The organism is Bacillus sp. AMCV2 (genome assembly GCF_056033925.1).
Map to the genome: position 1 here is coordinate 2641258 of NZ_JBVYIB010000002.1, position 19150 is coordinate 2660407.

Annotated in this window: 17 protein-coding genes and 1 other annotated feature; of the genes, 3 read left to right on the forward strand and 14 right to left on the reverse strand. The window is 44.6% G+C overall.

Features of this window, described 5'->3' with window-relative positions; genetic code table 11:
• Positions 1-4: 4 nt before the first annotated feature.
• The 3 genes from aspS to AC0OMA_RS13785 all read right to left on the reverse strand — a co-directional run bounded on the left by aspS (position 5) and on the right by AC0OMA_RS13785 (position 3623).
• Entirely contained in the window at positions 5-1783 is a 1779-nt protein-coding gene (aspS, locus tag AC0OMA_RS13775; protein ID WP_474222177.1) for an aspartate--tRNA ligase, read from the reverse strand.
• Between the two features lie 13 nt (positions 1784-1796).
• Positions 1797-3071, reverse strand: coding sequence for a histidine--tRNA ligase (hisS, locus tag AC0OMA_RS13780; RefSeq protein WP_047182959.1), 1275 nt, complete (start codon positions 3069-3071; stop codon positions 1797-1799).
• An 89-nt stretch (positions 3072-3160) separates the two neighbouring features.
• Positions 3161-3393 (reverse strand) — a binding site (T-box leader).
• Between the two features lie 59 nt (positions 3394-3452).
• Positions 3453-3623, reverse strand: coding sequence for a YrzK family protein (locus tag AC0OMA_RS13785; RefSeq protein ID WP_004399157.1), 171 nt, complete (start codon positions 3621-3623; stop codon positions 3453-3455).
• A 132-nt stretch (positions 3624-3755) separates the two neighbouring features.
• Between AC0OMA_RS13785 and AC0OMA_RS13790 the strand changes: the two genes are divergently transcribed.
• On the forward strand, positions 3756-5312 hold the full coding sequence (locus tag AC0OMA_RS13790; protein ID WP_474222178.1) for an SH3 domain-containing protein: 1557 nt from the start codon (positions 3756-3758) through the stop codon (positions 5310-5312).
• 26 nt (positions 5313-5338) lie between these two features.
• Here the strand turns inward: AC0OMA_RS13790 and dtd are convergent, their stop codons facing one another.
• The 8 genes from dtd to comN all read right to left on the reverse strand — a co-directional run bounded on the left by dtd (position 5339) and on the right by comN (position 14711).
• Positions 5339-5779 (reverse strand): D-aminoacyl-tRNA deacylase, encoded by a 441-nt coding sequence (gene dtd / locus AC0OMA_RS13795; RefSeq protein ID WP_004398689.1) that lies wholly within the window; start codon positions 5777-5779, stop codon positions 5339-5341.
• A 12-nt stretch (positions 5780-5791) separates the two neighbouring features.
• Positions 5792-7996, reverse strand: coding sequence for a GTP diphosphokinase (gene relA / locus AC0OMA_RS13800; protein WP_015483507.1), 2205 nt, complete (start codon positions 7994-7996; stop codon positions 5792-5794).
• 167 nt (positions 7997-8163) lie between these two features.
• Positions 8164-8676 (reverse strand): adenine phosphoribosyltransferase, encoded by a 513-nt coding sequence (locus AC0OMA_RS13805; RefSeq protein WP_015384246.1) that lies wholly within the window; start codon positions 8674-8676, stop codon positions 8164-8166.
• Positions 8677-8681: 5 nt separating this feature from the next.
• Entirely contained in the window at positions 8682-11042 is a 2361-nt protein-coding gene (recJ, locus tag AC0OMA_RS13810) for a single-stranded-DNA-specific exonuclease RecJ (protein ID WP_181217296.1), read from the reverse strand.
• A 66-nt stretch (positions 11043-11108) separates the two neighbouring features.
• Entirely contained in the window at positions 11109-11432 is a 324-nt protein-coding gene (locus tag AC0OMA_RS13815) for a LapA family protein (protein ID WP_003229740.1), read from the reverse strand.
• Positions 11433-11507: 75 nt separating this feature from the next.
• On the reverse strand, positions 11508-12005 hold the full coding sequence (locus tag AC0OMA_RS13820) for a cation:proton antiporter regulatory subunit (RefSeq protein WP_474222179.1): 498 nt from the start codon (positions 12003-12005) through the stop codon (positions 11508-11510).
• 157 nt (positions 12006-12162) lie between these two features.
• The gene (gene secDF / locus AC0OMA_RS13825) at positions 12163-14376 is read right to left on the reverse strand and encodes a protein translocase subunit SecDF (protein ID WP_322839731.1); all 2214 of its coding nucleotides are present in this window, start codon (positions 14374-14376) and stop codon (positions 12163-12165) included.
• A gap of 38 nt (positions 14377-14414) precedes the next feature.
• Entirely contained in the window at positions 14415-14711 is a 297-nt protein-coding gene (gene comN / locus AC0OMA_RS13830; RefSeq protein WP_003229735.1) for a post-transcriptional regulator ComN, read from the reverse strand.
• Between the two features lie 115 nt (positions 14712-14826).
• Here comN and spoVB point away from each other — a divergent pair, with 115 nt between their 5' ends.
• Entirely contained in the window at positions 14827-16383 is a 1557-nt protein-coding gene (gene spoVB, locus AC0OMA_RS13835) for a stage V sporulation protein B (protein WP_003229733.1), read from the forward strand.
• Between the two features lie 3 nt (positions 16384-16386).
• On the opposite strand, the gene AC0OMA_RS13840 is transcribed toward spoVB, so the two are convergent.
• Positions 16387-17043, reverse strand: coding sequence for a DUF421 domain-containing protein (locus AC0OMA_RS13840; protein ID WP_322839732.1), 657 nt, complete (start codon positions 17041-17043; stop codon positions 16387-16389).
• A 197-nt stretch (positions 17044-17240) separates the two neighbouring features.
• Here AC0OMA_RS13840 and AC0OMA_RS13845 point away from each other — a divergent pair, with 197 nt between their 5' ends.
• Entirely contained in the window at positions 17241-17630 is a 390-nt protein-coding gene (locus tag AC0OMA_RS13845; RefSeq protein WP_063335585.1) for a TIGR04086 family membrane protein, read from the forward strand.
• 56 nt (positions 17631-17686) lie between these two features.
• Here AC0OMA_RS13845 and yajC read toward each other — a convergent pair whose 3' ends face one another.
• Positions 17687-17953, reverse strand: a complete 267-nt coding sequence (gene yajC / locus AC0OMA_RS13850) for a preprotein translocase subunit YajC (protein ID WP_004398708.1) — start codon at positions 17951-17953, stop codon at positions 17687-17689.
• A 37-nt stretch (positions 17954-17990) separates the two neighbouring features.
• Positions 17991-19136, reverse strand: coding sequence for a tRNA guanosine(34) transglycosylase Tgt (gene tgt / locus AC0OMA_RS13855; RefSeq protein WP_003229725.1), 1146 nt, complete (start codon positions 19134-19136; stop codon positions 17991-17993).
• Between the last annotated feature and the right edge of the window lie 14 nt (positions 19137-19150).

A 19150-nucleotide genomic window follows, 5' to 3' on the forward strand; every position in this document is an offset into this window, starting at 1 on the left:
CCAATCAGTTCTTAACTTTTTTCTTGATAGAAAGATGAAGCTCGTCAAGCTGGGCGTCACTTACTTCTCCCGGCGCTTCTGTCATCAGGCAGCTTGCACTTGCCGTTTTCGGGAATGCAATCGTATCTCTCAGGTTCGTACGTCCAGCGAGAAGCATAACGAGACGGTCTAAACCGAGTGCGATTCCGCCGTGCGGAGGAGCGCCGTATTCAAATGCTTCCAGCAGGAATCCGAACTGTTCAGCCGCTTCTTCTGGTGAGAAGCCGAGAAGCGCAAACATTTTTTCCTGAATATCCTTTTCAAAAATACGAATTGAACCGCCGCCAAGCTCATAGCCGTTTAAGACGAGGTCATAAGCTTGTGCTTTCATGTCTTCAGGCGCTGTTTCAATCAGCTCAAGGTCTTCCCGGATAGGCATTGTGAACGGATGGTGCGCTGCGTAAAAACGGCCTTCTTCCGGATCATGCTCTAATAGCGGCCAGTCGATGACCCATAAGAAATTGAACAATTTTTCGTCAATCAGCCCGCGTTCTTTCCCAAGCTTTAAGCGCAGGGCGCCGAGTGATGCGGCCACAACTTCGAATTGATCCGCTCCGAACAGCAGCAAATCACCTTCAGCAGCATCAAGTGCTTCAATCAGCTTAGACTGCTTTTCTTCATCAAAGAATTTAGCGATCGGGCCTTTCACTCCGTCTGCCTCAACCTTCACCCAGGCAAGCCCTTTTGCCCCGTAGTTTGCAGCAAAAGCGCCAAGAGCGTCGATGTCTTTTCTGGAGTAATCGCCGGCACCGCCTTTTACGTTGATGGCTTTAACCACGCCGCCGTTTGCTACAGCTGATGAGAACACTTTAAATTCCGTATCCTTTACAATGTCAGACACATCCGTCAAAAGCATGTCAAAACGCGTATCCGGTTTATCAGAACCGTACTTGTTCATTGCTTCGTCATACGTCATTCGAGGAAGAGGAAGCTTAAGTTCCTCACCTTTTGTTTCACGCATAACCTTTGCCATCATCTCCTCAGCCAATGACATAATGTCTTCCTGGCTCATAAAGGACATTTCAATATCAATTTGCGTAAACTCAGGCTGACGGTCCGCACGCAAGTCTTCATCGCGGAAACAGCGGGCAATTTGATAATATCGTTCAATGCCTGATACCATCAGAAGCTGTTTAAATAGCTGCGGGGACTGCGGCAGCGCGTAGAACTCACCTTCGTGCACACGGCTTGGCACCAAGTAGTCACGTGCGCCTTCAGGCGTGCTTCCTGTTAAAATCGGCGTTTCAATATCAAGAAACCCATTTTCATCTAAAAAGCTGCGAACAGCTTTCGTCACGTTATGGCGCAGCTGCATCGTCTGGAACATAGCCGGTCTGCGCAAATCTAAGTAACGGTGTTTTAAACGAACGTCCTCTGACACTTCTTCTGCTTGATCAGAAATCGCAAATGGAGGTGTCTTTGCAGCATTTAATACGTTCACTCCATCAGCATGTATTTCGATCGCGCCTGTTTTCAAATTCGGATTAACTGTTCCCTCTTCACGCGCCACCACTTTTCCTTGAATATCAAGCACGTATTCATTTCTGATGCCTTCCGCAATAGCAAGCGCTTCTTTTGACACATCAGGGTTAAAAACGACTTGAACAATGCCCGTACGGTCACGCAAGTCAATAAAAATCAATCCGCCGAGGTCTCGTCTTTTTTGGACCCAGCCTTTCAGCGTTACAGATTCGCCAATTGCTTTTTCAGTTATATCACCGCAATAATATGTTCTTCCAAACAATGCGTTTCACTCCTTATCCCTTTTGGTTTGCCTTCATCACATGTATAAATTCATCAAGTGCCACTTCAATCTGTTCGCCCGTCTGTGCATCCTTTACATTGATTTTGTTTTGGGCAAGCTCATCTTCACCCAAAATCGCAATAAATCTGGCATTTAAGCGATCAGCTGTTTTAAACTGGCCTTTCATTTTCTTATTTTCATAATCGATTTCACTGGAAATGCCTGCTTCTCTCAGTTTGTACACCAATGAAACAGAATAATCCTTTGCTTTTTCGCCGAGTGTGACGATATAGCAGTCGATTCCCTTATCAACAGGCAGCTCTCGTTTTTCAGCATCAATTGCGGCAAGCAAGCGTTCGATGCTCATCGCAAATCCGATGCCCGGTGCTTCAGGTCCGCCGATCTGTTCGACAAGTCCGTCGTAGCGTCCGCCGCCGGCAAGTGTCGTAATCGCGCCGAAGCCCTCCGCATTGCTCATAATTTCAAATGCGGTGTGGTTGTAATAATCCAGCCCTCTCACAAGGTTCGGATCGATTTCATACGAAATGCCCAGATCATTTAAGTATTGTTTCACTTTTTCAAAATAAGCGGCCGATTCATCGTTTAAATACGTCAAAATTGAAGGCGCTGATTTCATCAGCTCATGATCTCGGTCTTTTTTGCAGTCCAAGATTCTAAGCGGGTTCGTGTGCAGCCGTGACTGGCAGTCTGAACAAAATTCTTCGATGCGAGGCTCAAAATGTTTCACGAGCGCTTCTCTGTAGCTTTTGCGGCTATCTTGATCGCCAAGACTGTTTATGACAAGCTTAACGTTTTGCAGACCCGCTTTTTGATAAATACTCATCGCAAGCGCCATTACTTCAGCGTCGATTGCAGGGTCTTTCGAACCAATCGCTTCAATTCCAAACTGATAAAACTGGCGGTAACGGCCCGTCTGAGGACGTTCATAACGGAACATCGGCCCGACATAATAAAGCTTTGTCGGCTGTACAGGATTTGCGAACAGCTTGTTTTCATTAAAAGCGCGAACCGCAGCAGCTGTTCCCTCCGGACGAAGCGTCAGGCTTCTGCCTTTGCGGTCCTCAAAGGTATACATTTCTTTTTGTACGATATCCGTTGATTCTCCGACGCCTCTGGCAAACAGTTCTGTATGCTCAAAAATCGGTGTGCGGATTTCTTTATATTGATAAGTGCGGCAAGTGTCTCTCATAATTTGTTCAACATACTGCCAGCGATCTGATTCTCCAGGCAGAATATCCTGTGTTCCTCTCGGAATGTTATATCCCATAGGTAGACCTCCTTATGTATTCCTTATAAAATATCCAATGATCGTTTATGATGAAAATGAAAAAAACTCCCGCCCCTACTATACATGATAGTAGGGACGAGAGTTATACCCGTGGTGCCACCCTAGTTGGAATACGTTCATATTCCCGCTCGATCCTTTAACGCAGGTTCACGTTCACTGCCTAATGGCGTTATTCACGCGTTCAGCAGGAAACCTCCGGAGTGTTGTTTCGAGAAAGACGCAATGGGATCCGCTTTCAGCCTGGGGCGGGTTCCTCTCTAATCATGCAATCTGACCTACTCTTCTCCATTATTGGTTCAAATCTTTCATCATTTGCTATGTACTCAATTTCTATTATAATAATGGGATTAGGGTTCTCTGTCAAGCTTTATTCCGGTTGTTTTTCCTCAGCGCTGCTTCTTTGGACATAAGACCAAATTCAGATGCTGTTTCCGTAAGATAACCAGTCGTATCGGGATCTGCGTGATCGCTGTAATGCAGATTCGCTTCACCGTCGTGAAATGCACGTCCCATTTTTGGATGATATTTCATGATTTGCACACCTTTTTGATTGTATTTACGCTTAGTATAAACAAATCATTTTATTTTTATTTAAAAATCAGAAAGGACTTTACGATATTAAACAAGAATGCTTTTTTAATGATCATCAGAAAGGAGGACACAATGAACAAGAAATACTTTGTCCTTATTGTATGTATTATTTGCACCGCAGCGCTATTCCCGACCTTTTCATCCGTTACAGCTGCTCAAGGAGAAGCGGTCATCGCAACAGATGAAATGAACGTCAGAAGCGGCCCTGGGCTTAGCTACGGCATTACAGCGGAAGTAAAAAAGGGAGAACGCTATCCGATTTTAAAGGAAGATGGAGACTGGGTGCAGATACAGCTTGGTTCCGGAGAAAAGGGCTGGGTAGTCTCCTGGCTTATTACAAAGGAAGACCAGGCCAACACAAGCTCCTCAGGAAGCAGTGGCACTGTGACATCAACAGACCCCGATCTGCGGATGAGAAGCGGTCCGGGCACTTCCTACGAAGTCATCGGCAAATTCCCGCAAGGCAGCCAAGCATCTGTCATTGATAAAGATTCGGGCTGGATCAAGATATCCTATCACAGTGCCACCGGATGGGTATCATCTGAATATGTCACGTCAGGAGGCAGCAGTTCAGCGTCTGATGAGAGTGACCAAACCGAGGATTCCGGTGCGTCAACGACGGGCACAGTCGGTGTTTCTTCGCTAAATGTAAGGGCCTCCGCCTCACATGACGCGGCAATTATAACAAAACTTGATCGCGGAACGAAACTGACGGTTCTCAACGAGAAAAATGGCTGGGCTCACATTGAGGTGAACGGGCTAAAAGGCTGGGTTGCGAGCCATTACCTTTTGACTAGTTCTGTTCCAGCTGATGATTCAGCAAATGCCGGCAGTTCATCCTCCGCTAAAAAAGCCTATATCATGTACGGAGGAACGAATCTAAGAAGTGATGCGTCAACATCAGCTTCGATCGTTGAGCGTGCTGCCAAAGGAGATTCATACACCATTACCGGTTCAAAGGGAAGCTGGTATGAAATAAAGCTTGATAACGGGCAGACTGCTTATGTAGCCAATTGGGTGGTCCAAACGTCTAAAAGCGCAGAAGAAGCAGGTGAACCGCCAGTCTCTGATCCCCCGTCTGGAAACGGCTCTCTAAACAATAAAACGATTATTGTTGACCCGGGACATGGAGGAAAAGACAGCGGAACGATCGGGTATTCGGGGAAATTCGAGAAAAACCTGACGATCAAAACGGCAAAACTGCTCGCCAGCAAACTTAGATCGGCTGGAGCGGATGTATATGTGACACGCCAGGATGATACCTTTGTCAGCCTGCAGTCACGGGTCTCTACGTCTCACTACCGCAACGCTGACGCCTTTATCAGCATTCATTATGACAGCTATGCGGATACCTCTACAAGAGGCAGTACTGCATATTACTACAGTCCTGCCAAAGATCAGGAACTCGCATCAGATGTCCACTCAGAAGTAGTGAAGCGTTCTTCCATTCCAGACCGCGGCGTATTATTCGGAGATTATTATGTGCTCCGGGAAAACAGACAGCCCGCTATGCTGTACGAGCTGGGATATGTAAGCCATCCGCAGGAAGAAGCCATTGTACATAGCAATTCATACCAAGAAAAAGTAACAGATGGGATCGAAAGCGGATTAGAGAAATACTTCCAATAAAAAAAGCTGCCTTTTGGCAGCTTTTTTTATTTTGAATCCATAATGAGCGTGACCGGTCCGGAGTTTGTAAGCTGTACATCCATCATTGCTCCAAACGTTCCGGTCTCCACTTTGATTCCTTTTTCACGAAGCAGGTCATTCCATTTTTCATAAAGACCTAAAGCTTTATCAGGTTTGGCCGCGTTCATGTAGTTCGGCCGGCGCCCTTTTTTCGTATCTCCATAAAGCGTAAACTGTGAGACGGATAAAATCTCTCCTCCTATATCTACAAGAGACAGATTCATTTTTCCTTCACTGTCATCGAAAATACGGAGATTGACAACTTTATCGGCTAAATAAGCTGCATCATCTTCTGTATCATCATGAGTGATGCCGACCAGCACCATGAGGCCTTGTCCAATTTGGCCGACGACCTCTTCGTCCACTGTAACGCTTGCTTCTGTTACTCGCTGAACAACTAATCTCATTTTCTAACCCCTTTAGTTCATGACGCGGCGCACAGAGTAGATATCTCTAATCTGTTTAATACGCTCGACGACTTTGTGCAAGTGATTGATATTCTGGATAAAAATCGCCATATGGATGGTTGCCACTTTATTGCGATCCGATTTGCCAGAGACAGATGAAATATTGGTTTTCGTTTCATTCACTGCCTGGAGTACCTCGTTCAGCAATCCGCGGCGGTCATACCCAAGAATCTCTATCTCAACATTGTATTCCTTGCGCTTTTGAACCTGTGACTCATGCTCCCACTCTACCGGGATCAGCCGCTCTTGGGCTTCATTCGTTTTGACATTCGGACAGTCTTCGCGATGGACCGAAACCCCTCTGCCTTTTGTGATAAAGCCGACAATATCATCACCTGGCACAGGATTGCAGCATTTTGATAAACGGACAAGGAGGTTGTCGATGCCCTTGACACGAACGCCAGCTTCCCGTTTTCTTCCTTGCGGGTATGGCTTAGGTTCCCCAGTGACTTCCTGAACGATCTTTTCCTGTTCTTCCTGATCGCGCTGCTTTCTCTCTTTTTCTGTTAGGCGGTTCGCCACCTGCAGAGCTGTGATGCCGTTGTAACCGACCGCCGCGTACATATCCTCTTCATTTGAGAAATTAAATTTGTCAGCAACCTTTTGAATATTCTCCGGCGTTAAAACATCCTTCAATTCAAAATCCAGGTTTTTAATTTCTTTTTCGACCAGTTCACGGCCTTTTTCGACATTTTCTTCACGCCGCTGTTTCTTAAAGAATTGACGGATCTTATGCTTCGCTTGGGATGTTTGGGCAAGCTTCACCCAATCCTGGCTCGGGCCGTAGGAATGCTTAGAGGTGAGAATTTCAACGATATCACCTGTCCGAAGCTTATGGTCAAGCGTAACCATTTTTCCGTTTACTTTGGCACCGATTGTTTTATTGCCGATTTCAGAGTGAATCCGGTAAGAAAAATCAATCGGAACAGAACCGGACGGAAGCTCGATCACATCTCCTTTTGGCGTAAAGACATACACCATATCAGAGAACAAATCAATTTTGAGCGATTCCATAAATTCTTCTGCATCTGTCGATTCATTTTGAAATTCTAAAATTTCACGGAACCAAGAAAGCTTTTTCTCAAAGGTTGCACCTTCAGTGGCTGCTTTCCCTTCTTTATAAGCCCAGTGAGCCGCAACCCCGTATTCCGCTATTTCATGCATTTCAAAGGTGCGGATCTGCACTTCAAGCGGATCGCCTTTAGGCCCAATAACCGTTGTATGAAGCGATTGATACATATTCGGCTTCGGCATTGCGATATAATCTTTGAATCTGCCGGGCATCGGTTTCCAGCATGTGTGAATGATGCCAAGCACCGCGTAGCAGTCCTTTATGCTATTCACAAGAATACGGACAGCCAGCAAATCGTAAATTTCATTGAATTGCTTATTTTGCAGCACCATTTTTCGATAAATGCTGTAAATATGTTTCGGGCGTCCCGAGAAGTCAGCCTTGATATTTACTTCTTCGACACGTTTCTTCACTTCATTGACAACCTCATCGACATAAAGCTCACGTTCCGCACGTTTCTTCTTCATGAGGTTGACAATTCTGTAATATTGCTGAGGGTTCAAATAACGGAGCGCCGTATCTTCCAATTCCCACTTAATTTTTGAAATCCCGAGACGATGCGCCAAAGGAGCAAAAATTTCCAGCGTTTCATTGGAGATTCTCCGCTGTTTTTCCTGAGGCAGATGTTTCAGTGTCCGCATATTGTGAAGACGATCCGCCAGCTTGATCAATATGACCCTGATATCTTGAGCCATAGCGACAAACATTTTGCGATGATTTTCCGCCTGCTGTTCCTCTTGAGATTTATATTTAATTTTGCCGAGTTTCGTTACGCCGTCTACAAGCATTGCCACTTCTTCGGAAAATGCTTCTTTCAGGTCATCGAGCGTCACATCTGTATCTTCCACGACATCGTGCAAAAATCCGCCCGCGATTGTGGAAGGGTCCATTTCAAGATCAACGAGAATCCCCGCAACCTGAATCGGATGAATAATATATGGCTCGCCCGATTTGCGGTATTGCTCGCGATGAGCATCTTCAGCGTACAGATATGCTTTTTCGACAAATGCGATATGCTCATCAGATAGATAGCTGCGCGCTTTATCTATAACTTGCTCGGCAGTCAATACTTGTTCGTTCGCCATGGAATCACCTTTTTTAAAATGTAAACTGTATTGTAGTTTATTATCAAGAAAAAAACGAAAGATGTAAAGAGCAGAAGTTCAAATAGCCAAATATTATATAAAATAAATGCAAAACAATAGGAAAAAAGCACCCTGACATGGAGTGCTTTTTCGTTATGCGGTTATCCTTAGTATTTCATCAATGTTAAGATGTCGTAATTTTCCAGCTTGTTTCTGCCGTCAAGGTAAGAAAGCTCGATTAAGAAAGCGATACCAGCAACAACGCCGCCAAGTTCTTCAACAAGTTTGATTGTCGCTTCAATTGTGCCGCCTGTCGCAAGCAGGTCATCTGTAATAAGCACACGCTGACCAGGCTTAATCGCATCTTTGTGGATCGTTAATACGTCTTTTCCGTATTCCAAGCCATAATCCACTTTGATTACTTCACGAGGCAACTTGCCTTCTTTGCGGACCGGCGCAAAACCTACGCCAAGCGCGTAAGCAACGGGACAGCCGATAATAAAGCCGCGTGCTTCAGGACCAACAACCAAATCAATTTGCTTTTCTTTCGCATATTCAACAATTTGATCTGTGGCATAGCGGTATACATCGCCTTTATCCATCAGTGTCGTAATATCTTTAAATTGCACGCCCTCTTTCGGGTAATCCGGTACAATTGTTACGTATTGTTTTAAATCCATCTGTTTTATGTCCTCCTCGTACTTTCATAAGCCTCTGAATCTTGTTTCATCAGCTTATTCAGCCATTCCTTCAGCTCTTCAGCAGAAGAATAATTCAGCTTTTGATCCAGTTCCATCAGCTGCTGTTTCGCCTGATATGTTTGTGAGTCTGTTAAGTCGCGTTTCTTTGCTCCGCTCACAACAGACAGCACACCATTCTCTATTTTAACAAAACCGAGATCAAAAAACACCTTTGTCATGAAATTGATTGTTTCAACGGACCATCCTTTATGTTTTGCAAGCTCTGAACCGTGTTTTTTCACGTCAAAAGCGCCTCTTTTCAGCAAGAACGCATAATACCATTTAAAGTGGTCTCTTGCGGGAAAAGTTGATAAGAAGTGGTCCTCATGATTAAGAAAAATAAAATATATCCGCTCAGGCGCTTTGCCCTCCAGCAAACGTGCGAGCATGTCCAGCGAAGGCGGCGGATCCAGTAATACAATATATGCACCATCGAGGTCAAACGCCTTTGCTTGATCTTTAGAACTGATGACGTGCACTTCTCGGCGAAGGTCTTCAGTTTGAAGTAATGTTGTTGAGTCTTCTTTGAAAGAGACAATTGCCCGTTTAGCAGATGGAAGGGCGGAAACTGTGTCTTCCCACGTCCGTTTTCCCCTTAAATCAAACAGCTGCCATTCAGAAACAGCGGCATCCTTTATCATAAGCTGCGGCTTTTTTCGATTGTTCCATTCGTTGATTGACATCTCACCGACAATGGAAATTCTTGAACCCGGTACGATGCCTTCTTCAAGCTCGCCTTTATTAAAACCAACGCAATCAAGCTGGGACGACTCGTTTCTGATCGTCATTTTGACATGAGTTTTATTTGCCCCTATCTTGCGGACATCTTCCAGTACTGCGTTTTCTACGAGAACGTGCGGTTTCGGGTTCAGCATGCCAAAAGGAGACAGCATGTTCATTTCTGCGATGCTTTCAACTGTAATGTCTTCGACGCCGCAGACAAGGTCGACTTCCTGTACGGGAATAAAATCCTCTTCCGTAAGCGTATTGTCCGCTATTTCATTCAGCCTGCTTCGCAAATCCGGCACATCTTCGGCTTTCAGCGTCATCCCCGCAGCCATTGGATGGCCGCCGAAATGAGGAAGAATATCTCTGCATTCAGAAAGGCTCTCAAATAAATTAAATCCTCTGATGCTTCGGGCCGAACCTTTAGCGATTCCCTTTTCTTCATCAATGCCAAGAACAATGGCCGGTCGGTAGAAACGGTCCACAAGCTTTGAAGCCACAATCCCGACGACTCCCGGGTTCCATCCGGCTTTGGCCACGACAATTGCAGTTTGATCGAGCCCTTGCTGTTCAACCATTTCAATCGCTTCATCCGTCATTTTGCTGACCATTTTTTGGCGCTCTTTGTTCAGCTGGTCAATTTCTGCGGCAAGCTCTTCCGCTTCAAACGAATCCTCTGACATAAGCAAATGAACAGCGGGATCCGCCTGTTCGATTCTTCCGACGGCATTCAGCCTTGGTGCGAGCTGAAATCCGACAGTTTCTTCGTTCGCTTCTCCGATGTCTCCGCCTGACAGCTTAATCAGCTCTTTTAAGCCGAGCCGATTTGTCCGTCGAAGCCTTTCAAGTCCTAGTGTTGCAATTAATCTGTTTTCGTCATGCAGCGGGACTAGATCGGCAATGGTGCCGATAGCCGCCAGGTCAAGCAGTTCATCAGGAAGTTCACCCAATAAAGCGTGGGCAAGCTTAAACGCGACTCCAACCCCGGCAAGCTCCTTAAACGGGTAAGTGCAGCCAGGCTGCTTCGGGTGGACGATCGCATGGACATCCGGAAGCTCCGGTCCCGGTTCATGATGATCGGTAATGATGACATCCAGTCCGAGTTCCTTTGCCACCTTCGCTTCATGCACAGCGGCAATTCCTGTATCAACCGTAATGATCAAAGAGAAGCCCCGTTCTTTAATCGAACGAAACGCCTGTTCATTAGGTCCATATCCTTCTTTAAAACGGTCAGGTATATAAAAATCAACTTGAGCCGACAGTTTTTGCAGCGTGTGAAGCATCACTGACGTACTTGTAACCCCATCGGCGTCATAATCGCCATATATCATAATCTTTTCTTGTTGTGAAATCGCCTGTTTTATTCGATCTGCCGCTTCTTTCATGCCTTTCATTTCAAAAGGATCATAAAAATCGGCATCCTTTGTATGTAAAAACAGCCTAGCGCTTTCTGCCGTATCAAAGCCTCTTTTTACAAGCAGGGACGCAACAAGAGGTGTTATATGCAATTGTTCTGTGAGTGATTTGACCTTATCCTGATCTGGTCGCTGGATTTCCCATCGCATTTTTGACGCTAACATAAATTCACCCCTCAACCACCCTATTATACTAGAGCAGGCTGAGGGGTTTCAAATAATATTCGAAAACTAGTCTTTTTTCTCAATCATGGCTGATGCATCCTGTGTGTCAGTCTGATCAGCAAGATGAGTATCCTCTTGTTTATGTATTGCAGTTCTATTTTCTTTCCGCAAGGTTTTTATTTCCCGCTTCAATTTCATTACCTGAAAAATGCCGACAGAAAATACGATCAGCGCTCCCATTAAAACTGAGCCCAAAATAACAAGAATGAGCGGCCATTCTGATCTTCCAAACAGGTAATCAACTTCTACGGATCGAACATTAATGACTGCGAAAATAGCGACAATTAAGGTGAAAATAAGTGCGAAAATAATGGTCCATTGTTTATTCATTCTCTTTTCCCCCAAACTTCTTATTGAGGTAACTTTCCCCATCAAGACTGGTTTTAAACATGGCTTAACACTAGGTTAAGCCCCCTTTGCTGTTAATTTTTCCCGGATCAGCCTCTTCAGTCCGGTTCCCTCACCGGAAATCACAAGTGTATCGCCTTCGTCAATGACTGTTTCAGAGCTCGGATTCAGTTGTTTATCCTGATTCTTCTTAATAATTGCAATGACCGTCACATGATATTCCTGACCCACATTCAACTCACCAATCGTCTGATGAATAGCAGGCGCTCCCGCCTCTGCTTTACACCACTCTATAATCAAATCATCAAGGGCTGACTCCACCTGTTCTAATGCTTTCGGTTTATAGGCCATTCCGCCAAGAATTGCAGACATTTGCCTTGCTTCAGCGTCATCAAACTGCACGGAGGTAACACATTCCTCATGGTCGTTTTCGTCAAAATAGTAAAGCTCTCTCCGTCCGTCATGATGAATGATAATTGAAATTTTATCACGGTTTCTAGTAATCATTTCAACTTTTTGTCCTATGCCCGGCAGCTCTGATTCGCGAACCCTCATATATAAACCCTCCTACATATCTGAAAACCAGTCATAAACACTTTTAACACCATATATATGTTTAAATGTAAGCGTATGTCATTATAGCAAATGTCTATTTTAAGTTCAATGAAACTTCAAAAAACAGGCTGCCCTGCAGAGGACAGCCTGATATTTTTTATTGCGCCGAATCTTTTTTCAGTTCTCTTCCTTTCCATGCAAGCCAAATTTGTGCGGCAATGTATAGAGAAGAATAAACGCCTGTTAACAGCCCGACCAATAAAGCAATTGAGAAGTTAGTAATAGAAGATGCTCCAAAGATCAGCAATGTCACAACAACAATCACAACAGTTAATACAGTGTTAATTGAACGTGTAAAGGTTTGCTGCAGGCTCAGGTTTACAATATGGTTCAGATCGGCAAATGTTTTCGGCTTGCGCTTTTTCATATGCTCGCGGACCCTGTCAAATGTAACGATTGTATCGTTAATGGAATACCCGATTATCGTCAAGATGGCCGCGATGAACGTAACATCTACCTCAAGCCTTGTAATACTGAAGAACGTGACGATAAAGAATGCGTCATATAGCAATGAGGCGATGGCGGCAATCGCCATTTTGTATTCGAATCGGATTGAAACGTAAATAATGATGCCAATAGAAGCTATAGCAACTGCGTACAGCGCATTTCTTGCCAGCTCCTTACCGACTGTCGGTGAAACTGTACTGACATTTGGATCAGATCCGTATTTGTCTTTAAAATACGTTTTTACTTTTGCAATGGTTTCTTTATCTGGCACCCCGACAAAACGGGCAACACCCATATTGCTCTTTTCGCCTGACAGAACTACAGTATCAGGGTCCATACCCAGAGATTCAAAATCCTTTTCGACTTGCTCTGTCGTCAGCTTATAGTCGCTTTGTACTTCAATCCGTGCGCCGCTTGCAAAGTCAATGCCAAGATTCAGCCTGAACACAAGCAGGATAATAATCCCGGCAACCGTGACTGCACTGGAGAAAATAAAGAAGTATTTGCGTTTGCTCGTGAAATCCCATTTTTGGAATGGCGTATGCGGCTCTGTATTTTCATCTGTATCCTGAATATCCATGATATGTTTCTTATTGACACCAAACCAGCCTTTTTTCCGATCAAGCCATCTGCTTTCCACAAGGAGAGCGAGGAGAAATCTCGATAAGAAAACGGCAGTGATAAAGCTTGTCAAAATCGATAGGATCAGCATTGTCGCAAACCCTTTAACAGAGCTTGTCCCAAAGATAAAGAGCACAACCGCTGCGATAATGGTTGTAATATTCGCGTCAAAAATCGTCGCAAATGACCGTCTGTTTCCTGAACGGAAGGCAGAGCGGACTGACTTTCCTAGCTTGAGCTCTTCTTTAATCCGCTCATAGGTGATAATGTTGGCGTCAACAGCCATCCCGACACCTAAAATGAGAGCGGCAATTCCCGGAAGTGTAAGTACAGCATTCATCCAGTCAAAAATCTGGAGCGTAATGTATACATAAACCGATAGTGTTATCACCGCGATTAATCCCGGCAGACGGTAATAGAAAAGCATAAATAAGAAAATAATTGCGATACCGACAATACCGGCAAATACTGTATCATGGAGAGCCTGCTGGCCGAATTGTGCGCCTACTGATGTTGAATATTTTTCAGTCAGTTTTACAGGAAGTGCGCCTGCGTTTAAAATGCTGGCTAAATCTTTCGCTTCTTGAGCTGTGAAATGACCTTCAATTTTTACATCAGTTGTATTTAGCTCCTGACTTACATTTGGAGCGGATACAAATTTAGGATGCTCTTTTTGAACTTCTTTCTTAAAGGAATCACCTTTATCATAATCCAGCCAAATGACAAGCTGGTTGTTTGGCGCCATTTTCATGACCTTTTTGGTCACTTCTCCAAATTTATCAGCGTCTTTCAGCTTAATCGTGACAATTGGCTCATTTGTTGTGCTATCATAAGTTTGTTTAGCGCCGTTTTCGACTAGATCAGCACCGTTTAACAGTTCCTTATCATTTGCATCTCTGAAAGAAAGCTGCGCTTCAGTCGCCAGAATTTCACGCGCTCTGTTTTGGTTTGTCACACCAGCGAGCTGAACGCGAATCCGGTTATTCCCTTCAATTTGGATGTTCGGTTCGCTGACACCAAGAACATTGGCCCGGCGGTTCAATGCCTCTACAGTGCTGACCAGAACGTCTTTTGTGATTTTGTCACCTTTTTTTACAGGCTGTACATCATACAGCACCTCAAATCCGCCTTGCAAATCCAATCCTAACGTAATATTGTTAGCAGCAGGCTTCGTAAAGTAGCCCAAGCCCGTGCCGATCAATAGAACGAAAAGGAAAAACGCAATCAAGCGTCCTTTTTTCATTATGTATATCCTCCCTTAAACCTGTGCGAATCAACCTGCTATCTCAGCAGTTCTTCCAATGCTTCCTGGCCCTCTTCACTGCCCAGCCAATTAGACGTTTTAAATGACTCAACGGTTGCATAGTTCATAAATTCGCCAATTTTCACTGATAAAATATCACTCGCCAGTTCATAAATGTTCAGTTCCGTTTTCTTTTTCCACTTCTTATCTGTTAAGTATGACCACAAACTTTCGAGTTCAACATCATCATACCCGAGAATCTTAAACTCTTCCAGTTTGCTGTAAAGAAACGGCCTGACGTGGTCTTTATATAGATCGGCTGGATGCTTCTCCACGAATTCCACGCTCCTTTTTTATTGTTTTTCAAGAAGACTTGTCATGCTTGGACGACATATACGCATATCTTTATTGTATATGATTCCAGGTAGTTTGAGAAGGCAGGGGGTAAAAATGGCGAAACAGACGTTTTTAAAGGGCACTCTTATCCTTATCGCAGCAGGAATGGTTACAAGAATGCTCGGGTTTGTCAACCGGGTGGTTATCGCCCGTTTTATCGGTGAAGAAGGAGTCGGGCTTTACATGATGGCAGCGCCCACCTTCTTCTTGGCCACTACATTAACTCAATTCGGTCTGCCGGTCGCGATCAGCAAGCTAGTCGCTGAAGCTAGTGCGCGCGGAGATCATCAAAAAACGAAAAATATTTTAGTCATGTCTCTGACCATTACGGGAGTGCTCAGCCTCATCTTTACACCGCTGTTTCTGTTTTTCGCCCCGGTTATGGCTGAAACGATGCTGACAGATAAGCGAACACTGTATCCGCTCTTGGCCATTACGCCGGTTGTGCCGATTATTGCTATATCGAGTGTGCTGAGGGGATACTTTCAAGGAAAACAAAATATGAACCCGCTTGCTATGTCACAAGTCCTTGAACAGGTTGTCCGCATTTCACTCGTGGCTGTCTGCACAACGATTTTTCTCCCTTACGGAATTGAATATGCTGCAGCGGGGGCAATGCTATCCTCAGTGGCAGGGGAGCTGGCATCACTTCTTTATTTATTCGTTTGCTTTAAGTATAAAAAGACAATTAAAATCAGAAAGCATTTTTTCCAGTCAATTAAAAACGGAAAACAAACCTTTACCCAATTAATGAGCGTGTCCCTTCCAACAACCGGGAGCCGCTTTATCGGAAACCTCTCTTGGTTTTTCGAGCCAATCGTCGTCGCTCAAAGCCTTGCCATCGCCGGTGTGGCAACAGTTGCCGCAACAAAGCAATACGGGGAACTGACCGGCTTTGCCATGACGCTGCTGACTCTGCCCAGCTTTATTACATATTCTTTGTCGACCGCCCTTGTTCCTGCGATCAGTGAAGGAATGGAGCAGAAAAAATTGCAGGTGGTGGAATACCGCTTGGAACAGGCGATGCGTCTCTGTCTGCTCAGCGGAGGCATTTCAGTTGTTATTTTATTTGTATTTGCGGATGAGCTGATGAGAGTGATGTACGGTTCCTCAGGCGCAGCTGTATTTATAAAAGTAATGGCCCCGTTTTTTCTGCTTTATTATTTCCAAGGCCCGCTTCAAGCTGTGCTGCAGGCGCTTAATTTGGCAGGAGCTGCGATGATGAACAGCTTAATCGGAGCGCTTGTCAAAACAGGCCTTATTTTTGTCCTTGCCACAAGGCCTTCTCTTGGCATTATGGGCGCGGCATTAGCCATTGTGACAGGCATGGTGCTCGTCACGCTATTGCACGCAGCAACCGTAAGCAAAGTGCTGCCGATCAGTATCAAAATCAAGGAGTACGCGCTCAGCTTCGCTGTTATTGTAATTTGCGGATTCATCAGCTCCGCCATCAAACAATATATAAGCTTTGGAGCATCTGAGGCTGTCAATCTAGCCGGATGGATTGCGGCGAGCGCCGCCATTTATATGATCCTCCTGCTCGTTTTCCGTTTAATTAAAAAAGATGAGCTTCGCCGCATTCCCATTATCGGACGTCTGATCGTCCGATAATGGTCACGTGCGGTGCCCATCTTTTTCGTCAATAAATAATTCTCCGTCTGTAAACGAGCAAAATGAAATATCTGAAGGGTTTGTGTATCCGTGTTTTTGCAAACTTTCAAGCAGCCATTTTCTATCTTTACTGATTCTGGACAGGTTTTCTGTTTGAATGAAGCCGTCTATAATGAGCGGCAATTCGAGCTGCCGATGCTCTCCGCTATTTTCTTTCTTTACAATAGTCAGTTTGCCCGACGGCTCTAAAATAGCAAATGATACGTCAGCTACTCTGTCGACGCTATTTTCTCTGAGCTGAACCATTAAATCATCAAAATTATAACGCTGTGATTTCATGGCGTCTTCGTCAATTTTTCCATATTTGATAATTATGGTCGGCTTACCGTCAAGAAGCTGGCGGACTTTTCGGTTTTTTAAAGAAAAGTATGCCAAAGTCACTTGAATGATCATTAATACAAGCATTGGCAAAATGGTATGAAATAGATGATCGTCTACGTTTTCTATGGCTAAAACGGCAATTTCAGCCATCATGATAAAGACAACGAGATCTAAAATACTAAGCTCTCCGATCTCCCGTTTGCCCATGAAACGAAAAATGACCAATATCACAAAATACAATACGACTGTGCGAAACGCAATAGTGAGAAGCTCTTCCATTATGCACCTCCAACTCATTATAGGATGCAACAAAATGATCAATTTATGTAAGAAAAACCGATTGCATTTCACAAAGCTTTTACGTCTAATTCATGGGATAAGGGAATACATTTTTACAAAGACGAGCCATCAGCATGTCTGACGGTTTTGAACAAAAAGAACAGAAGCCTTTTAATACAGGCAGAGAGGAGACAATCATGGAGGAAACGAAACAAGTTGGAAAAGGCATTCTTTACGGCTTAATCGCCATATTTTCAGCCATGCTCCTGACAAGTTTGGCGGTTTCACTTTTATTGACCGCAACCTCGCTGGAAGAATCATCATTTAACTGGCTGATCACAGCTATCTCATTTCTCTCTTTATTTATCGGCGGGTTCATTTCAGGCGGGAAAGGCAAGGAAAGAGGCTGGATGATTGGAGCATTGACTGCCTTAAGTTTTTCTCTGATTATCTTATTGTTTCAGTATTTAGGATTCGGAAAGACATTTACAGCAGAACAGCTGATCTTCCATCTGGGATTTTTAGGGGTGTGCATGCTGGGCGGGGTTTTCGGCGTGAACATGAGGGGAAACAGGTCTTCCACATAAAAAAGAGCGGGCTCACTCGCCCGCTCTTTTTTGTTTGCTATGTATAGCTCCTGCTGTTATTCAGCAGCAGAAACTTCTCTGATCGCGCGGCGGTCGAACGTAAGACGTGTGTTATCACCAGTCTTAATTACGACTTTGCTTTCGTCGATAGAGTCAACAGTACCGTGCAATCCCCCGATTGTCACTACTGAATCGCCTTTTTTCAGTTCCTCCTGCATTTGGCGTACAGCCTTTTGCTGCTTTTGCTGAGGACGAATCAGCAAGAAGTAAAGGACCGCAAACATTAAAATAATAGGAACCAATGTACCTAAAGTGCCAGTCATCATTTTCACCCCTTTCTGTAAGCCTGTTATGTTTTATTTAGAAGCTTTTCGCATTTGGCTTGTTATAGCCGTAACGCTCAAAGAACTCTTCTCTGAAATCACCTAGACGATCCTCGCGAATAGCCTGTCTTACCTGCTCCATTAAGTGTAACAGAAAATGAAGGTTATGGTAAGTTGTTAATCGAAGGCCGAATGTTTCATTGCAGCGAATCAAGTGCCTAATGTACGCGCGAGTGTAGTTTTTACATGTATAGCAATCACACTCTTCATCAATCGGACGGAAGTCTCTTTCAAATTTCGCATTTTTCATATTGAGTCGTCCTTCAGCAGTAAACACTGTGCCGTTTCTTGCAATCCGTGTAGGCAGCACACAGTCAAACATGTCGACCCCTCGGATCGCTCCGTCGATCAGTGCGTCCGGAGAACCTACTCCCATCAGATATCTCGGTTTATCCTTCGGCAAGAGCGGTGTTGTAAATTCGAGTACACGGTTCATGACATCCTTCGGTTCACCTACAGACAATCCGCCTATAGCATATCCCGGAAAATCAAGGGAAATCAAGTCCTTCGCACTTTGTGTCCGCAGATCTTCATATTCTCCGCCTTGTACAATACCAAACAGCCCTTGTTCATCCTGACGATTGTGGGCATTCAGGCAGCGTTCCGCCCAACGGCTTGTCCGTTCAACTGACCTCTTCATGTAGTCGTACTCCGCCGGGTATGGCGGGCATTCGTCAAACGCCATCATAATATCAGAGCCGAGTGCGTTTTGGATCTCCATCGCTTTTTCCGGAGATAAAAACAGCTTGTCTCCATTTAGATGATTGCGGAAATGGACACCCTCTTCCTCTATATTACGAAACTTGCTTAAAGAAAAGACCTGAAAACCGCCTGAATCTGTTAAAATTGCGCGGTCCCAGTTCATAAATTTATGGAGCCCGCCCGCTTCTTTGACAATGTCTTGGCCCGGACGAAGCCATAGATGATAAGTGTTGCTCAAAATGATGCCTGCATCCATTGCTTTCAGCTCTTCAGGCGACATTGTTTTGACTGTCGCCAGTGTGCCGACCGGCATAAAAACCGGCGTTTCAAAGGAGCCGTGAGGAGTATGCACTTTGCCCAGCCGCGCTCCTGTTTGTTTGCATTCTTTTATAAATTCATAGCGTATTGGTTGTTCAGCCACTTTTGATGAGGCCT